This window comes from Pseudomonas azadiae, assembly GCF_019145355.1.
GTDB lineage: Bacteria > Pseudomonadota > Gammaproteobacteria > Pseudomonadales > Pseudomonadaceae > Aquipseudomonas > Aquipseudomonas azadiae.
The window spans coordinates 1,669,360-1,684,722 of sequence record NZ_JAHSTY010000001.1 but is presented as its reverse complement, the minus strand read 5'-3'; the positions used below and the strand labels follow the sequence as shown (position 1 = coordinate 1,684,722).

The window sequence follows — 15,363 nt, the reverse complement described above, 5'->3', positions numbered from 1 at the left end:
CTCAGTGAGTGCGAGTGACTTTGCTCAGGTGGCGCGGTTGGTCCGGGTCCATGCCCCGAGCGACCGCCAAATCTGCCGCCATCACGTAGAAACTCTGGATCGCCAGGATCGGGTCCAGGCTGGGGTGTTCGGCGCGGCTCAGGGTCAGCTCGCGTTCGGCGATGTCGTCCGGCGCCGCCAGCAGCACCCGGGCGCCGCGCTGGCGCATGTCGGCGGCCAGTGTCAGCAGGCCAGCCTGTTCGGCGCCGCGTGGGGCGAACACCAGCAGCGGGTAGTCTGCGTCGATCAAGGCCATCGGCCCGTGGCGTACTTCGGCGCTGCTGAAGGCTTCGGCCTGGATCGCCGAGGTTTCCTTGAGCTTGAGCGCGGCTTCCTGGGCGATGGCGAAACCGGCGCCACGGCCGATCACCATCAAGCGCTGGCTGCCTTTGAGGGCCTCGATGGCCGCGCGCCAATCCTGTTTGGCGGCGTCTCGCAAGCCAGCGGGCAGGGCCTGGCAGGCCTGCAGCAGGTCGGCTTCCTGGTGCCAGTGGCCGACCAGCAATGCGCTGGCGCTGAGCGTGGCGATAAAGCTCTTGGTGGCGGCCACGCTGAGTTCCGGTCCGGCGCACAGCGGTACGTGGAATTCACACGCGGCTTGCAGCGGCGAGTCTTCGGCGTTGACCATCGAGATGCTCAAGGCGCCACGCTTGCGCAGCAGGCGCAGGCTGTTGACCAGATCCGGGCTCTGCCCCGACTGGGAGAAACCGAACGCCACCTGGCCGCTGACTTTCATCGGCGCCTGCAACAAGGTCACCACCGACATTGGCAGCGACGCCACCGGAATGCCCACATGCTGCATGGCCAGGTAGGCGAAGTAGCTGGCGGCGTGGTCCGAGCTGCCACGGGCGATGGTCATCGCCACTTGCGGCGGCTGACGGCGCAGACGGCCGGCGATTTCCTGCAAGGCCGGGTCCAGGCGTTGCAGTTGTGCCGCGACGGCGTCACAGGAGGCCAGGGCCTCTTCAAGCATTCTTGAACTCAATGGTTTCTCCTTCGACCATGACGTCGGTGAGTGTCAGGGAGCGGTCCAGGCGCACGCAGTCGGCAAAGCTGCCGGGTTGCAGGCGGCCGCGTTCTTCCAGGCCCAGGTAGTCGGCGGGAAATTGCGACAGGCGTTGTGAGGCTTCGCTGATCGGCAGGCCGATCTTCACCAGGTTGCGCAGCGCTTGGTCCATGGTCAGGGTGCTGCCGGCCAGGGTGCCGTCAGCCAGGCGTACGCCGCCCAGGCATTTGGTCACGGTGTGGCTGCCCAGCTTGTATTCGCCATCGGGCATGCCGGCGGCGGCGGTGGAGTCGGTGACGCAATACAGGCACGGGATCGCGCGCAGCGCCACGCGCATGGCGCCGGGGTGTACGTGGAGCAAGTCCGGGATCAATTCGGCGTATTTGGCATGGGCCAGCGCGGCGCCGACGATGCCCGGCTCGCGGTGATGCAGCGGGCTCATGGCGTTGTACAAATGCGTAAAGCTGGTGGCACCGGCGGCGAGGGCGGCGACGCCTTCTTCATAGCTGCCCAGGGTGTGGCCGATCTGCATGCGCACGCCGCGTTCGCTGAGGGCGCGGATCAGCGCATCGTGGCCGGCGATTTCCGGGGCGATGGTAATGACGCGGATCGGCGCCAGGCGCAGGTAGGCTTCCACTTCGGCCATCAAGGCGGTGTGGGCGAAGTTGGGTTGGGCGCCGAGTTTTCCGGGATTGATGTAAGGCCCTTCCAGGTGCACGCCGAGTACCCGGGCGCTGCCTGTAGGACGTTGTTCGCAAAAGCTGCCGAGCTGGCCGAGTACGCGGGTGATCTCGTCGACCGGCGCTGTCATGGTGGTGGCCAACAGCGACGTCGTACCAAAACGCACATGGGTGCGGGTAATCGTTTCGAAGGCATCCAAACCTTCCATGATGTCCTTGCCGCCACCACCATGCACATGCAGGTCGATAAAGCCCGGCAGCAGGTAGGGCAGATCGTTTTCAGCCGGGTCGCACGGCGTGCCTTCAATGGCGGTCACCTTGCCGTGCTCATGCACCAGGCGGCCGCGAATCCAGCCGCTGGGCGTGAGGATGTTGTCTTCGGACATGGGGCAGTTCTCTAGAGGCGCAGTTCAGCGGAATAATCGTGGCGGCGCAGCTCTGCGACGAAGTCGTAGTAGTCGTTGCGGCAGTAGGTGTCGGTGATTTCGATTGGCGTGTTGTCGGCGGTGTAGCCCACGCGGGTCATCAGCAGCATGGCGGTGCCGGGAGCGATGCCCACCAGCTTGGCGAACTCATCCGAGGCATTGATCGCCTGGATATGCTGCAAGGCACGCACCACGGGTTTGCCGATGCCTTCGAGGTATTCGTACAGCGAATTGCCGATGGCTTGCGGATGCGGCAGCACCGAGGCGGGCAGGGTGCTCATTTCAATCGCCATCACCGTGTCATCGGCCTTACGCAAGCGCTTGAGCCGCGCCACTTTGTCGGCGGGCGAGAGCCCCAGGCGAATCAGTTCTTCGTGGGTCGGCTGGGTGATTTCCCGCTCCAGCCAGTGAGAGCTGGGCACAAAGCCCTTGAGCCGCAGCATTTCGCTGAACCCCGACAGGCGCGACAGCGGCTGTTCCAGGCGTGGCGAAATATAGGTGCCGGAGCCTTGATTGCGGCGGATCAGCCCTTGGGTAAACAACACTTCCAGCGCCTTGCGCGCGGTGACGCGCGAGATGCCCAGTTGCTCGCTCAGGACGCGTTCCGACGGCAGGGCCTGCTCGGACGTCCACTGGCCGGCATGGATCGCCACTTCCAGTTTGCGCGCCAACTGCAGGTACAGCGGCGTGGATTGCTTGTCGTCGGGGCGCAGGGCCAGGATGGGGTTCATCTGTCAGGTTTCCGATGCGGTTATTGGAGTGTTGTCGCCCGGTAATGGCCGGAAATTAATACCACTTAAATACCATGTCAATGCAGCCAAAACGGTGCGGGCGATGGTTTCAGGGCGCCTTATTGGGGCCTGGTGTCAAGTGGTATTAGAGAGGTCTTTGTTGCGCGCAGAACTGCGCAGCTCAGCGCAGTGAACTGGTATTCACCGGCGGGCGCTGGGCGGGGCAGCAAATATTTTCGAATTATTTTACGAACGGCACGAGATTACGGACGAATCTCGATGAGGGTGCCGTCTTTGACCAGGTTCCAGACTTCGCGCATGTCCACGTTGCGCATGCCGATGCAGCCGTCGGTCCAGTCCAGGGTGTGGAACCACTGTTCCGGGTAATCTTCGGTGTCGGGGGTGCCGTGGATCATGATCATGCTGCCGGGCTTTACGCCTTCGCGGCGGGCGCGGGCGGCATCGCTGATGTTGGGGTAGGAAATGTGCATGGACAGGTTGAAACGGTCGCTGGTCTTGCGCCAATCGATCCAGTAGAAACCTTCCGGTGTGCGGCGGTCGCCTTCGATCAGCTTGTGGCCCTTGGGGTTCTTGCCCAGGGAGATGCGATAGGTCTTGATGGGCTTGCCGTCGTTGATCAACTGAAGTTGATGAGCGGACTTGAGCACCAGGACTTTTTCGACAGGTAGGCCGCCCAGGGTCTGCACGGTGGAGGCTGGGGCCAGCGTGGCGAACGAGAGGCAAAGCAGGGCGAGCAACCAACGCATTGAAGGCGGTATCCGTGGTGTCATGGGGTGGGCTTGCCCAGCGGCGGCACGGCCTCGCTGCGCACCGGAAAGGACTTGAGCCTGCGGTCAGCGAAAAAGTATTCCAGCGTACGCCCGACCGTGCGGAAAGCCAGTTCGGACCAAGGGATGTCGGCTTCATCGAACAGCTTCACCTCAAGGCTTTCTATGCCGGCGGCAAAGTCCAGATCGAGCAGGTCGGCGCGGTAGAAGATATGCACTTGGTTGATATGCGGCACGTCGATCAAGGTGTAGATGTTCAGGTTGTGCACGCGGGCGCAGGCTTCTTCCAGGGTTTCGCGCAGGGCGGCCTGTTCGACGGTCTCGCCGTTTTCCATAAAGCCTGCGGGCAAGGTCCAGTAGCCCAGGCGCGGCTCGATGGCGCGGCGGCACAGCAGCACTTTACCGTCCCACACCGGAACGGTGCCGGCGACGATATTGGGGTTCTGATAGTGGATGGTCGAACAGTGATCACACACAAAGCGCAGACGGCCGTCGCCTTCGGGAATGCGCTGGGTAACCGGTTTACCGCACTGGCTGCAGAAATTCATGCTGGGGTTCCTGGAAAGTGCGTCTATCTTGGCGTGACGGGCAAGGCGCTGCAAGTTGTCGTTTAGCGACACCAGGTGGGTTTTGGGCTTGGGCACCCGCCCGCTTTGGTGCATGATGCAAGGTAGCCAACAGACCGAGATGACTCATGCTGGACGAGCTACTTCGCCGGGTAAGCAATCACACCCCCCACACGCTGGAAACCGATGGACGTTTCCCCGAGGCTGCGGTGCTGGTGCCGATTACCCGCAGTGACGAACCTGAGCTGATCCTGACCCTGCGCGCCAGCGGCCTGTCGACCCATGGTGGCGAAGTGGCCTTTCCCGGCGGGCGCCGCGACCCTGAAGACCCGGACCTGATCTTCACCGCCTTGCGTGAAGCCGAAGAAGAAATCGGCCTGCCACCCGGGCTGGTCGAGGTGATCGGCCCATTGAGCCCTTTGATCTCCCTGCACGGCATTCGGGTGACGCCCTACGTCGGCGTTATCCCCGATTACGTCGAATACCTGGCCAACGATGCCGAGATCGCCGCCGTTTTCAGCGTGCCCCTGGACTTTTTCCGACAGGACCCGCGCGAACATACCCACCGCATCGATTACCAGGGCCGCAGTTGGTACGTGCCCAGCTATCGGTTCGGCGAATACAAGATCTGGGGGCTGACGGCGATCATGATCGTCGAGCTGATCAACTTGCTCTATGACGACGCCAACATCAGCCTGCACCAGCCACCCAAGAGCTTCATCAATACCTGAGCCATCGTTTGGATGGCAACGCCGCGAGGGAACAGCATGAAATACCGCCTGGGCGACGCCCGCGTCGAGACTCATCCGCACAGCTGGGTGGCTCCCAATGCCACGCTGGTGGGCAAGGTCAAGCTGGAAGAGGGCGCCAATGTCTGGTTCAACGCGGTATTGCGTGGCGACAACGAACTGATCCTGATCGGCAAGAACAGCAACGTGCAGGACGGCAGCGTCATGCACACCGACATGGGTTACCCGCTGACCCTGGGCACTGGCGTGACCATTGGCCATAACGCCATGTTGCATGGGTGCACGGTGGGCGATTACAGCCTGATCGGCATCAATGCGGTGATCCTCAACGGCGCGAAGATCGGTAAACATTGCATCATCGGCGCCAATTCGCTGATCGGCGAAGGCAAGGAAATCCCCGATGGTTCGCTGGTGATGGGCTCGCCGGGCAAGGTGGTGCGTGAACTGACCGACGCGCAGAAGCGCATGCTTGAGGCCAGCGCCGCGCACTATGTGCATAACGCGCAGCGGTATGCGCGGGACCTGGTTGAGCAGGAAGAATGACGGCGGTTGAGCGTCCTGTCGCTTCGCCCTGTGTGAGCATCTGCGCGCTGGACGATGACGATATCTGCACCGGTTGCCAGCGCACAGTGGACGAGATTACGCGCTGGAGCCGCATGGACAATGCCGAGCGCTGGGTGGTGTTGGGGTTGTGTCAGGAGCGGGCGGTGGCGGGAGGGATGGTGTTTATGGTTTCCGGGAAATCTGGCGGCTGATAGACCGCTTTCGCGAGCAAGCCCGCTCCCATTCGACCGCGTTTAACCTGTTGGAATACGGTCAAAATGTGGGAGCGGGCTTGCTCGCGAAGGGGCCCTCCCAGACGACATATTTCTGATTGTGAAGTACCCTGTGCGGCATTACCCACAGGTCCATCCCCCATGCTCTTCCTGATCGCCTACATCAGCAGCGTCGTGCTGATCAACTTCGCCTTTTCCACCGCCCCGCACCTGGACGTGATCTGGTCCGCCTGGGGCGGCCTGGTGTTTATCCTGCGCGACATGGTGCAAACCCGCTTCGGCCACGGCGCGATCATCGCCATGCTGGCCGCGCTGGTGCTGTCGTATATCACCTCCGACCCGTCCATCGCGCTGGCCAGCGCCACGGCGTTCGCGGTGTCCGAGTGCATCGACTGGCTGGTGTTCAGCATCACCAAGCGCCCGCTCCACGATCGCCTGTGGATAAGTTCGGCGCTGAGCATCCCCCTCGATACCTTCATCTTCTTCGGCCTGATTGGCGCGCTGACGCCGGCGGTGGTGGGCACTGCCCTGGCGTCGAAGTTCGCCGGGGTCACGGCTGTGTGGCTGATCATGGCCTGGCGCATCCGCAGGCGGACCGTCGCCAACTGAGGCCAATTCTTGCAGTTCATGTAAAATGCCGGCCTTTCTCCCCATGATCCGCTCCCCTGAGGACCTGAGATGACCCGAATCGGAACTCCATTGTCGCCAACCGCGACCCGCGTTTTGCTGTGTGGCTGCGGTGAGCTGGGCAAGGAAGTGGTAATCGAACTGCAACGCCTGGGCGTTGAAGTGATTGCCGTGGATCGCTACGCCAACGCGCCGGCCATGCAGGTGGCGCACCGCAGTCATGTGATCAACATGCTTGACGGTGCCGCGCTGCGTGCGGTGATCGAAGCGGAGAAACCGCACTTCATCGTGCCGGAAATCGAAGCCATCGCCACTGCCACGCTGGTCGAGCTGGAAGCCGAAGGCTTCACCGTGATCCCGACCGCGCGCGCCACCTCGCTGACCATGAACCGCGAAGGCATCCGTCGCCTGGCCGCCGAAGAGCTGGACCTGCCGACGTCGCCGTACCACTTCGCCGACACCTTCGAAGACTACAGCAAGGCCGTGCAGGACCTGGGCTTCCCGTGTGTGGTCAAGCCGGTGATGAGTTCGTCGGGCAAAGGCCAGAGCCTGCTGCGCAGCGTTGACGACGTGCAAACGGCCTGGGATTACGCCCAGGAAGGCGGGCGTGCCGGTAAAGGCCGGGTGATCATCGAAGGCTTTATCGATTTCGACTACGAAATCACCCTGCTCACCGTGCGCCACATTGGCGGCACCACCTTCTGCGCGCCGGTTGGCCATCGTCAGGAAAAGGGCGACTACCAGGAATCCTGGCAGCCACAGGCCATGAGCCCGGTGGCCCTGGCCGAGTCCGAGCGCGTCGCCAAAGCGGTGACCGAGGCCCTGGGCGGTCGTGGATTGTTTGGCGTGGAGTTGTTCATCAAGGGTGACCAGGTGTGGTTCAGCGAAGTGTCGCCGCGCCCGCACGACACGGGCCTGGTGACTTTGATTTCCCAGGACTTGTCGCAGTTTGCGCTGCACGCGCGCGCGATTCTCGGCCTGCCGATCCCATTGATCCGCCAGTTCGGGCCTTCGGCTTCGGCGGTGATTCTGGTGGAAGGGCAGTCGACCCAGACCGCGTTCGCCAACCTCGGCGCGGCGTTGAGCGAGCCGGACACGGCGTTGCGGCTGTTTGGCAAGCCTGAAGTGAATGGTCAGCGTCGGATGGGGGTGGCGTTGGCGCGGGATGAGTCGATTGAAGCGGCGCGGGCCAAGGCTACCCGTGCTTCGAAGGCCGTCGTAGTAGAGCTCTAAACCGCGTCGCGCCCATCGCGGGCAAGCCCGGCTCCCACACTTGAATGGGTTCACAAATCAAAATGTGTGAACCCGATCAAATGTGGGAGCTTGCTCGCGAAGGCGATCTATCAGGCGACCTTGTTCAAATCATTATCCCGCGTCTCTTTCAGGCACAGCACCGCGATCAAGCTGAGCAACGCTGCCGCCGACACATACCCTCCGACATAACTCAGCCCACCCATCGCCACCAGCTTGGTCGCGAAGAACGGTGCCGCTGAAGCCCCCACGATTCCACCCAGGTTATACGCCGCCGAAGCCCCGGTATAACGCACGCGCGTCGGGAACAATTCCGGCAGCATGGCGCCCATCGGCGCGAAGGTTACGCCCATCAGGAACAGCTCCAGCGCCAGGAACAACGCCACGGCCCAGGTCGAACCGTGGGTCAGCAGCGGCTCCATGGTGAAACCCGACAGAATCGCCAGGACTGCACCGACGATCAGCACCGGCCTGCGTCCCCAGCGATCACTGGCCAGGGCCGCCAGAGGTGTCGCCAGCCCCATGAACAGCACGGCAAAGCACAGCAGGCCAAGGAAGGTTTCGCGGCTGTAGCCCAGGGTGGAAACGCCGTAGCTCAGGGAAAATGCAGTGGTGATGTAGAACAGTGCATAGCACACCACCATCGACAGGGCGCCGAGCAATACCGGCAACCAATGTTGGCTGAACAGCTCGAACAGCGGCACTTTCACCGGCGCTTCTTTCGCGACGGCGTTGGCGAATACCGGGGTTTCATGCAACTTCAGGCGTGCATACAGGCCAACCATCACCAGCGCTGCGCTGAGGATGAACGGAATGCGCCAGCCCCAACTGCGAAATTGCTCGTCGTTCAGGCTCATGGCGAGGATCAGGAACAAGCCGTTGGCCGCCAAAAAGCCAATCGAAGGTCCAAGCTGCGGGAACATGCCGAACCAGGCGCGTTTGCCTTTGGGCGCATTCTCGGTCGCCAGCAGCGCCGCGCCGCCCCATTCCCCGCCGAGGCCCAGGCCCTGGCCGAAACGCAGCACACACAGCAGGATCGGGGCCCAGGCGCCGATGCTGTCATACCCCGGCAGCAAACCGATCAGCGTGGTGCACACGCCCATCAGCAGCAAGGACGCCACCAGCGTGGATTTACGCCCGATGCGGTCGCCAAAGTGGCCGAACAGGGCAGAGCCCAGTGGGCGGGCGATAAAGGCAATGCCGAAGGTCAGGAACGACGCCAGCATCTGCGCGGTGCCGGACGATTGCGGGAAGAACACCGGGCCGATGACCAGCGCAGCGGCCGTGGCGTAGATGTAGAAGTCGTAGAATTCGATGGCGGTGCCGACGATGCTCGCCGTGGCGACCCGTGCCGTCGAGTTGGTCGGGGCTTCGGGCGCAGCGGGCGCGGCCTCGTTATAGGTGGTGCTCATGGCGGTATCCCTGACGGTCATTGCGCGTTTGGACGCGGATTATTATTGGTCGTACACCCATGGGGCCGGATAGCACGCGGTCGGGCGGGGCTTTGGTCAGCCGCTGGGATTATAGGAAGGGGCGTCGCGATACAACAAGTGGCTGGCAGGGATCTTGAGTTGAAACCGGTTCAATGTGGGAGCTGGCTTGCCTGCGATAGGATCGCCTCGGTTTACCTGAAAGACTGAGTCGCTGGCATCGCAGGCAAGCCAGCTCCCACATTGACCAAGGTGATTCAGGCGGCGACGGGCATACGGCTGGTATGCCAGATCAGCACCTTGCTCACCCGGTTGTCCTCAGTCTCGAGGATTTCCAGGCGGTAGCGGCCGATCTTCAGGCACACCGCGCAATCGGGAATGGTTTCCAGCGCCTCGGTCACCAGGCCATTGAGCGTCTTGGGCCCGTCGCTGGGCAGGTGCCAGTTGAGGCTTTTGTTCAAGTCACGGATCGAAGCGGCGCCGTCGATGATGTAGCGGCCGTCGGGCTGCGCCTCGATATGTGGGTTGTCGCCACTCTGCTCGCTTTCGAATTCGCCGACGATTTCTTCGAGGATGTCTTCCAGGGTCACGATGCCGAGCACTTCGCCGTACTCGTCCACCACCATGCCCAGGCGTCGCTGCTGCTTGTGGAAGTTCAGCAGTTGCAGTTGCAGCGGCGTGCTTTCCGGGACGAAATAAGGCTCGTGGCAGGCGGCGAGCAATGCCTCCTTGGTCAGGCTGGCATCGGCCAGCAAGTGCTGGATCTGCCGGGTGTTGAGCACGGCCTGGACCTGGTTGATGTCGCTGTGGAACACCGGCAGGCGCGTACGCTCGGACGTGCGCAATTGCTCGATGATCTCCTCGACCGAGTCATCCAGGTTGATGCCGTCCACTTCGCTGCGCGGCACCAGGATGTCGTTGACCGTGATGTTGTCCAGTGCGTGGATACCGGGCATGCCGGGGGTGCGGTCTTCGTCGGCCTCGGGTTCCGGTTCGTCGTCGTGGTCGGGCAGCGGGTCGTCGCTCTTTTTCACCACGCCGGGTGTGCGTGTGAACGGACGCAGCAGCAACAGGCTGATGCCATTGAGCAGCCAGGCCAGCGGATACAGAATTTTCAGCGGCACGCCCAACAGCGCATTGCCAAAGCCCAGCACCGTTTGCGGATGGCGCACGGCGAGGGCGCGAGGCAGGTAGTCGGCAAGTATCAGCAAGATTGCGCAGGAGATCAGCCAGCCGAGCCACGGACCGTTCTGCGCCCAGGCATAAATTGCCAGCAGGGTGCAAAGGATCACCACGGCGGCACGGCACAGGCTGTTGCACAGGATCAGGCTATGGCGCGGGAAGCTCAGGCGGGCGGCAGCCTTGTCGCCCTGGCGTGTTCCCGGGCGCAAGGCCAGCACGTGTTGCTGTGCAGCTTCGATGGCGGTAAACAGCGCGGCCCATAACACCAGCAGGGCGATTACGGCGAGCATCGGCTCCAGGGGCAAGTTGTCCATCATCGCCGCTCGTCAGATATGCAGGATGTATTCGCGGACCAGCTTGCTGCCGAAGTAGGCCAGCATCAGCAGGCAGAAGCCGGCCAGGGTCCAGCGGATGGCCTTGTGTCCGCGCCAGCCGAGGCGGTTGCGGCCCCACAGCAGCACGCTGAACACCACCCAGGCCAGGCATGCCAGCAGGGTCTTGTGCACCAGGTGCTGGGCGAAGAGGTTTTCGACGAACAGCCAGCCGGAGATCAGCGACAGCGAGAGCAGCGTCCAGCCGGCCCACAGGAAACCGAACAGCAGGCTTTCCATGGTTTGCAGCGGCGGGAAGTTCTTGATCAGTCCCAGCGGGTGCTTGTGCTTGAGCTGGTGGTCCTGCAGCAGCAGGAGCAGGGCCTGGAACACCGCAATGGTGAACATCCCGTAGGCCAGGATCGACAGCAGGATATGCGCGAGGATGCCCGGCTCTTCATCAATCACCTGCACCGTGCCGGTGGGGGCGAAGTGCGCCAGCAGCACCGTCAGCATGCCCAGCGGGAAGAGCAGCACCAGCAGGTTCTCGACCGGGATCCGGTAGCAGGCCAACAGGGTCAGGGCGATGACGGCGGCCGCAATCAGGCTGGCGGCGCTGAAAAAATCCAGGCCCAGGCCGACGGGGGTCATCAGGTGTGTAAACAGGCTGACAGCGTGGGCCAGCAGGGCGATGACGCCCAGGCCAACCAGCAGGCGTTTGTCCGCCTTGGTGCCTTGGGCCAGACGAGTGCCCTGATAGAGAGTCGCAGCGGCATACAGAATGGCGGCGGCGAGGCTGGGTAGCAAACTGGGTGACAAGGGGAGCATAAATCCTGATAGGCAAGCCCGAAAGGCGCTGAGTTTGGCATACCCAGGCCGTGCACGAAAGACTCCCGGGTCAGACAGCGGGTGTGCAGGGACGCAGTCTTCGCTATAATCCGCGACCTGCCCACGCCGCAGGCTCGCCGAGCGCTGTTTTTAATAGCGATTTACCACAGCCTGGGCCTCCATTACCTCGGTCTGACCATGCATTTCGATGAATAGGGCCTGAAAGGATCGCGCATGTTTGAAAACTTGACTGACCGTCTCTCGCAGACGCTGCGCCATGTCACCGGCAAGGCCAAGCTGACCGAGGACAATATTAAAGACACCCTGCGTGAAGTGCGCATGGCGTTGCTGGAAGCCGACGTGGCCTTGCCTGTGGTGAAGGACTTCGTCAACTCGGTCAAAGAGCGCGCGGTGGGCACCGAAGTGTCCCGCAGCCTGACCCCGGGCCAGGCGTTCGTGAAGATCGTCCAGGCCGAACTCGAAAGCCTGATGGGCGCGGCCAACGAAGATCTGAACCTCAGCGCCGTGCCGCCGGCCGTCGTACTGATGGCGGGTCTGCAAGGCGCGGGTAAGACCACCACCGCCGGCAAGCTGGCGCGCTTCCTTAAAGAGCGCAAGAAGAAGTCGGTGATGGTGGTGTCGGCCGACATTTATCGCCCGGCCGCCATCAAGCAGCTGGAAATGCTCGCTGGCGAAGTGGGTGTGACCTTCTTCCCGTCCGACCTGAGCCAGAAGCCGGTCGACATTGCCAACGCGGCGATTAAAGAAGCCAAGCTCAAGTTCATCGACGTGGTCATCGTCGATACCGCCGGCCGCCTGCACATCGATGAAGAGATGATGGGCGAGATCAAGGCGCTGCACGCCGCGATCAACCCGGTCGAGACGTTGTTCGTGGTCGACGCCATGACCGGCCAGGACGCGGCCAACACCGCCAAGGCCTTCGGCGATGCATTGCCGCTGACCGGCGTGATCCTCACCAAGGTCGACGGCGACGCCCGTGGCGGTGCCGCGCTGTCGGTGCGTGCCATCACCGGCAAGCCGATCAAGTTCATCGGTATGGGCGAGAAGAGCGATGCGCTCGAACCGTTCCACCCGGAGCGTATCGCCTCGCGCATCCTCGGCATGGGCGACGTGCTCAGCCTGATCGAACAGGCCGAAGCCACGCTCGATAAAGATAAGGCCGACAAGCTGGCCAAGAAGCTGAAGAAGGGCAAGGGCTTCGACCTTGAAGACTTCCGTGATCAGTTGCAACAAATGAAGAACATGGGCGGCCTTGGCGGCCTGATGGACAAGCTGCCGAACATCGGCGGTGTGAACCTGGCGCAAATGGGCAACGCCCAGGGCGCGGCAGAGAAGCAGTTCAAGCAGATGGAAGCCATCATCAACTCCATGACCCCGGCCGAGCGCCGCGACCCTGAGCTGATCAGCGGTTCGCGCAAACGCCGGATCGCCATGGGCTCCGGCACCCAGGTGCAGGACATCGGACGCTTGATCAAGCAGCACAAGCAGATGCAGAAGATGATGAAAAAATTCTCCGCAAAAGGCGGAATGGCCAAGATGATGCGCGGCATGGGCGGTATGTTGCCCGGCGGCGGCATGCCGAAAATGTAAAGTATTCGAGCGCAAGCCCGGCTTGCGCTCCGACCCACAGGGATGTGGGATCTCCAGCAAACCCGCCGTTGGCGGGGGCTGACCTGCCGTTTTAACCGACGGCTCTATAGCAGATCTGAACGGCACGCCCATAGGCGCCGGAAAAAGACATTTGCAAAAGTCCGGATATTCCTTAGAATATGCGGCCTTTCGGGCACCTATGCCCGCTGTGCATTTAGATTTGCAGCACCGACTACAGGAACGATGTTCACATGCTAACAATCCGTCTTGCCCTTGGCGGCTCCAAAAAGCGCCCGTTTTACCACTTGACCGTAACCGACAGCCGCAACCCGCGCGACGGTTCGCACAAGGAACAGGTTGGTTTCTTCAACCCTGTTGCTCGTGGTCAGGAAGTTCGTCTGTCCGTGAACCAAGAGCGCGTAGCCTACTGGCTGAGCGTGGGTGCACAGCCATCCGAGCGCGTTGCAAAACTGTTGAAGGACTCGGCTAAGGCCGCAGCCTGAGCAATATGAACGCGACGCCGACTGTTGCTGATGATTTGATCGTTATCGGCAAGATTTACTCTGTTCATGGCGTTCGCGGCGAAGTGAAGGTGTATTCCTTTACTGATCCGACTGAAAACCTGTTGCAGTACAAAACCTGGACGCTCAAGCGCGAAGGCAGCGTGAAACAGGTCGAGCTGGTCAGTGGACGCGGGAGCGATAAGTTCCTGGTCGCAAAGCTCAAGGGTCTTGATGATCGTGAAGAAGCGCGTCTTCTGGCCGGTTATGAGATCTGCGTGCCGCGCAACCTGTTCCCTGAATTGACCGACGGCGAGTACTACTGGTACCAGCTGGAAGGTCTGAAGGTTATTGATCAACTCGGGCAACTGTTCGGGAAAATCGATCATCTTCTGGAAACCGGCGCCAATGATGTAATGGTGGTCAAGCCTTGCGCTGGCAGCCTGGATGATCGCGAACGTCTGTTGCCTTATACCAAGCAATGCGTGTTGGCTGTTGACCTGGAAGCGGGCGAGATGAAGGTGGAATGGGACGCGGACTTCTAAGCGTGGCTAATTTGCGCATTGAAGTGATCAGTTTGTTTCCCGAGATGTTTTCCGCCATCAGCGAGTACGGCATCACCAGTCGGGCGGTGAAACAGGGGCTGTTGCAGCTCACCTGTTGGAACCCGCGAGACTACACGACGGATCGACATCACACTGTGGACGATCGCCCATTTGGCGGTGGCCCGGGCATGGTGATGAAGATCAAGCCCCTGGAAGACGCGTTGGCCCAGGCCAAGGCCGCCGCCGGGGAGAAGGCGAAGGTAATTTACCTGTCCCCTCAAGGCCGCCAGCTGAAACAGGCTGGGGTTCGCGAACTGGCGAATGAGGATGCACTGATCCTGATTGCCGGTCGCTATGAAGGCATTGACGAGCGCTTTATTGAGGCTCATGTCGATGAAGAGTGGTCGATTGGGGACTATGTATTGTCTGGTGGCGAGCTGCCGGCAATGGTCCTGATAGATGCGGTTACACGACTGCTGCCTGGAGCTTTAGGGCATGCGGACTCCGCGGAGGAAGATTCCTTCACGGATGGTTTGCTGGATTGCCCGCACTACACCCGACCGGAGGTGTATGCGGATCAGCGTGTTCCCGACGTATTGCTAAGTGGCAATCACGCACACATCCGGCGTTGGCGTTTACAGCAGTCCCTTGGTCGGACCTATGAACGACGCGCCGATCTTCTGGAAAGCCGCTCGCTTTCTGGAGAAGAGAAGAAGCTGCTCGAGGAATACATCCTCGCGCGGGACGATAGTTAACAACGTATCGATGGTAGGTCCATTGACTTACCTTAGGAGCACAGCATGACTAACAAAATCATCCTTGCACTCGAAGCAGAGCAGATGACCAAAGAGATCCCTACCTTTGCCCCGGGCGACACCATTGTCGTTCAGGTGAAAGTGAAGGAAGGCGACCGTTCGCGTCTGCAAGCGTTCGAAGGCGTGGTAATCGCCAAGCGTAACCGTGGTGTGAACAGTGCTTTCACTGTTCGTAAAATCTCCAACGGTGTTGGCGTAGAGCGTACTTTCCAGACCTACAGCCCGCAGATCGACAGCATGGCTGTGAAACGTCGCGGTGACGTACGCAAAGCCAAGCTGTACTACCTGCGTGACCTGTCCGGTAAAGCAGCTCGCATCAAGGAAAAACTGGCTTAAGTCCAGCTTCCGATGCAGAAAAAAGCAGCCTACGGGCTGCTTTTTTGTGCCTGGGATTTGCTGGCAGATCCGAAACCGAGTTGCAATCATCGCAGGCAAGCCAGCCCCCACATTTGATCGATGCTGTCCATAAGTCCGAAGCGCGCCACAAATCCTGTGTGGGAGCT

The 15,363-nt window shown here is 61.4% G+C and carries 18 protein-coding genes; 10 read left to right on the top strand and 8 right to left on the bottom strand.

Going from position 1 to position 15,363, the window contains the following annotated elements:
- Nucleotide 1: 1 nt before the first annotated feature.
- The 5 genes from KVG91_RS07595 to KVG91_RS07575 form a co-directional block, all read right to left on the bottom strand.
- Nucleotides 2–1,012 (bottom strand): SIS domain-containing protein, encoded by a 1,011-nt coding sequence (locus KVG91_RS07595; protein ID WP_169377129.1) that lies wholly within the window; start codon nucleotides 1,010–1,012, stop codon nucleotides 2–4.
- The gene (gene nagA / locus KVG91_RS07590) at nucleotides 1,005–2,111 is read right to left on the bottom strand and encodes an N-acetylglucosamine-6-phosphate deacetylase (RefSeq protein ID WP_169377106.1); all 1,107 of its coding nucleotides are present in this window, start codon (nucleotides 2,109–2,111) and stop codon (nucleotides 1,005–1,007) included. The genes KVG91_RS07595 and nagA overlap by 8 nt, the downstream gene beginning before the upstream one ends.
- A gap of 11 nt (nucleotides 2,112–2,122) precedes the next feature.
- Nucleotides 2,123–2,881: a GntR family transcriptional regulator gene (locus KVG91_RS07585; RefSeq protein WP_169377107.1), complete on the bottom strand. Its 759-nt coding sequence runs from the start codon at nucleotides 2,879–2,881 to the stop codon at nucleotides 2,123–2,125.
- A 263-nt stretch (nucleotides 2,882–3,144) separates the two neighbouring features.
- Complete coding sequence (locus KVG91_RS07580; RefSeq protein WP_169377108.1) at nucleotides 3,145–3,648, bottom strand: L,D-transpeptidase family protein; 504 nt, start codon at nucleotides 3,646–3,648, stop codon at nucleotides 3,145–3,147.
- A 20-nt stretch (nucleotides 3,649–3,668) separates the two neighbouring features.
- Nucleotides 3,669–4,217 (bottom strand): NUDIX hydrolase, encoded by a 549-nt coding sequence (locus tag KVG91_RS07575; protein WP_169377109.1) that lies wholly within the window; start codon nucleotides 4,215–4,217, stop codon nucleotides 3,669–3,671.
- Between the two features lie 146 nt (nucleotides 4,218–4,363).
- Here KVG91_RS07575 and KVG91_RS07570 point away from each other — a divergent pair, with 146 nt between their 5' ends.
- From KVG91_RS07570 to purT, 5 genes are all read left to right on the top strand, one after another.
- On the top strand, nucleotides 4,364–4,966 hold the full coding sequence (locus KVG91_RS07570; RefSeq protein ID WP_159937049.1) for a CoA pyrophosphatase: 603 nt from the start codon (nucleotides 4,364–4,366) through the stop codon (nucleotides 4,964–4,966).
- A 36-nt stretch (nucleotides 4,967–5,002) separates the two neighbouring features.
- Nucleotides 5,003–5,527 (top strand): gamma carbonic anhydrase family protein, encoded by a 525-nt coding sequence (locus KVG91_RS07565; RefSeq protein WP_169377110.1) that lies wholly within the window; start codon nucleotides 5,003–5,005, stop codon nucleotides 5,525–5,527.
- Nucleotides 5,524–5,739: a DUF1289 domain-containing protein gene (locus tag KVG91_RS07560; RefSeq protein WP_169377111.1), complete on the top strand. Its 216-nt coding sequence runs from the start codon at nucleotides 5,524–5,526 to the stop codon at nucleotides 5,737–5,739. Before KVG91_RS07565 ends, KVG91_RS07560 begins: the two co-directional genes overlap by 4 nt.
- Before the next feature lie 162 nt (nucleotides 5,740–5,901).
- The gene (locus KVG91_RS07555; RefSeq protein WP_169377112.1) at nucleotides 5,902–6,369 is read left to right on the top strand and encodes a VUT family protein; all 468 of its coding nucleotides are present in this window, start codon (nucleotides 5,902–5,904) and stop codon (nucleotides 6,367–6,369) included.
- Nucleotides 6,370–6,438: 69 nt separating this feature from the next.
- Nucleotides 6,439–7,620 (top strand): formate-dependent phosphoribosylglycinamide formyltransferase, encoded by a 1,182-nt coding sequence (gene purT / locus KVG91_RS07550; RefSeq protein ID WP_169377113.1) that lies wholly within the window; start codon nucleotides 6,439–6,441, stop codon nucleotides 7,618–7,620.
- Nucleotides 7,621–7,730: 110 nt separating this feature from the next.
- Here purT and KVG91_RS07545 read toward each other — a convergent pair whose 3' ends face one another.
- The 3 genes from KVG91_RS07545 to KVG91_RS07535 all read right to left on the bottom strand — a co-directional run bounded on the left by KVG91_RS07545 (nucleotide 7,731) and on the right by KVG91_RS07535 (nucleotide 11,389).
- Nucleotides 7,731–9,050, bottom strand: a complete 1,320-nt coding sequence (locus KVG91_RS07545; RefSeq protein ID WP_169377114.1) for an MFS transporter — start codon at nucleotides 9,048–9,050, stop codon at nucleotides 7,731–7,733.
- Nucleotides 9,051–9,325: 275 nt separating this feature from the next.
- Nucleotides 9,326–10,564 carry a transporter associated domain-containing protein gene (locus tag KVG91_RS07540; protein WP_169377115.1) on the bottom strand — a complete coding sequence of 413 codons (1,239 nt, stop codon included), beginning with the start codon at nucleotides 10,562–10,564 and terminating at the stop codon, nucleotides 9,326–9,328.
- A gap of 12 nt (nucleotides 10,565–10,576) precedes the next feature.
- Nucleotides 10,577–11,389, bottom strand: a complete 813-nt coding sequence (locus KVG91_RS07535) for a cytochrome C assembly family protein (protein ID WP_169377116.1) — start codon at nucleotides 11,387–11,389, stop codon at nucleotides 10,577–10,579.
- A 234-nt stretch (nucleotides 11,390–11,623) separates the two neighbouring features.
- Here KVG91_RS07535 and ffh point away from each other — a divergent pair, with 234 nt between their 5' ends.
- The 5 genes from ffh to rplS all read left to right on the top strand — a co-directional run bounded on the left by ffh (nucleotide 11,624) and on the right by rplS (nucleotide 15,196).
- Nucleotides 11,624–13,000 carry a signal recognition particle protein gene (gene ffh / locus KVG91_RS07530; protein WP_169377117.1) on the top strand — a complete coding sequence of 459 codons (1,377 nt, stop codon included), beginning with the start codon at nucleotides 11,624–11,626 and terminating at the stop codon, nucleotides 12,998–13,000.
- Nucleotides 13,001–13,251: 251 nt separating this feature from the next.
- On the top strand, nucleotides 13,252–13,503 hold the full coding sequence (rpsP, locus tag KVG91_RS07525) for a 30S ribosomal protein S16 (RefSeq protein WP_003175899.1): 252 nt from the start codon (nucleotides 13,252–13,254) through the stop codon (nucleotides 13,501–13,503).
- A gap of 5 nt (nucleotides 13,504–13,508) precedes the next feature.
- A complete protein-coding gene (gene rimM / locus KVG91_RS07520; RefSeq protein WP_076949830.1) occupies nucleotides 13,509–14,045 on the top strand; it encodes a ribosome maturation factor RimM in 537 nt (178 codons plus the stop codon).
- Nucleotides 14,027–14,800: a tRNA (guanosine(37)-N1)-methyltransferase TrmD gene (trmD, locus tag KVG91_RS07515; protein WP_178115171.1), complete on the top strand. Its 774-nt coding sequence runs from the start codon at nucleotides 14,027–14,029 to the stop codon at nucleotides 14,798–14,800. The genes rimM and trmD overlap by 19 nt, the downstream gene beginning before the upstream one ends.
- A gap of 45 nt (nucleotides 14,801–14,845) precedes the next feature.
- Complete coding sequence (rplS, locus tag KVG91_RS07510; RefSeq protein ID WP_003175895.1) at nucleotides 14,846–15,196, top strand: 50S ribosomal protein L19; 351 nt, start codon at nucleotides 14,846–14,848, stop codon at nucleotides 15,194–15,196.
- Nucleotides 15,197–15,363: the final 167 nt, after the last annotated feature.

Excerpts from the sequence above, each read along its gene's own strand:
- KVG91_RS07595 (WP_169377129.1), bottom strand. The coding sequence starts at position 1,012 with ATGCTTGAAGAGGCCCTGGCCTCCTGTGACGCCGTCGCGGCACAACTG.
- nagA (WP_169377106.1), bottom strand. The coding sequence starts at position 2,111 with ATGTCCGAAGACAACATCCTCACGCCCAGCGGCTGGATTCGCGGCCGC.
- ffh (WP_169377117.1), top strand. The coding sequence starts at position 11,624 with ATGTTTGAAAACTTGACTGACCGTCTCTCGCAGACGCTGCGCCATGTC.
- rpsP (WP_003175899.1), top strand. The coding sequence starts at position 13,252 with ATGCTAACAATCCGTCTTGCCCTTGGCGGCTCCAAAAAGCGCCCGTTT.
- trmD (WP_178115171.1), top strand. The coding sequence starts at position 14,027 with ATGGGACGCGGACTTCTAAGCGTGGCTAATTTGCGCATTGAAGTGATC.
- KVG91_RS07545 (WP_169377114.1), bottom strand. The coding sequence starts at position 9,050 with ATGAGCACCACCTATAACGAGGCCGCGCCCGCTGCGCCCGAAGCCCCG.
- rplS (WP_003175895.1), top strand. The coding sequence starts at position 14,846 with ATGACTAACAAAATCATCCTTGCACTCGAAGCAGAGCAGATGACCAAA.
- KVG91_RS07580 (WP_169377108.1), bottom strand. The coding sequence starts at position 3,648 with ATGCGTTGGTTGCTCGCCCTGCTTTGCCTCTCGTTCGCCACGCTGGCC.
- KVG91_RS07555 (WP_169377112.1), top strand. The coding sequence starts at position 5,902 with ATGCTCTTCCTGATCGCCTACATCAGCAGCGTCGTGCTGATCAACTTC.
- rimM (WP_076949830.1), top strand. The coding sequence starts at position 13,509 with ATGAACGCGACGCCGACTGTTGCTGATGATTTGATCGTTATCGGCAAG.
- KVG91_RS07560 (WP_169377111.1), top strand. The coding sequence starts at position 5,524 with ATGACGGCGGTTGAGCGTCCTGTCGCTTCGCCCTGTGTGAGCATCTGC.
- KVG91_RS07535 (WP_169377116.1), bottom strand. The coding sequence starts at position 11,389 with ATGCTCCCCTTGTCACCCAGTTTGCTACCCAGCCTCGCCGCCGCCATT.
- KVG91_RS07575 (WP_169377109.1), bottom strand. The coding sequence starts at position 4,217 with ATGAATTTCTGCAGCCAGTGCGGTAAACCGGTTACCCAGCGCATTCCC.
- purT (WP_169377113.1), top strand. The coding sequence starts at position 6,439 with ATGACCCGAATCGGAACTCCATTGTCGCCAACCGCGACCCGCGTTTTG.
- KVG91_RS07585 (WP_169377107.1), bottom strand. The coding sequence starts at position 2,881 with ATGAACCCCATCCTGGCCCTGCGCCCCGACGACAAGCAATCCACGCCG.
- KVG91_RS07570 (WP_159937049.1), top strand. The coding sequence starts at position 4,364 with ATGCTGGACGAGCTACTTCGCCGGGTAAGCAATCACACCCCCCACACG.
- KVG91_RS07540 (WP_169377115.1), bottom strand. The coding sequence starts at position 10,564 with ATGGACAACTTGCCCCTGGAGCCGATGCTCGCCGTAATCGCCCTGCTG.
- KVG91_RS07565 (WP_169377110.1), top strand. The coding sequence starts at position 5,003 with ATGAAATACCGCCTGGGCGACGCCCGCGTCGAGACTCATCCGCACAGC.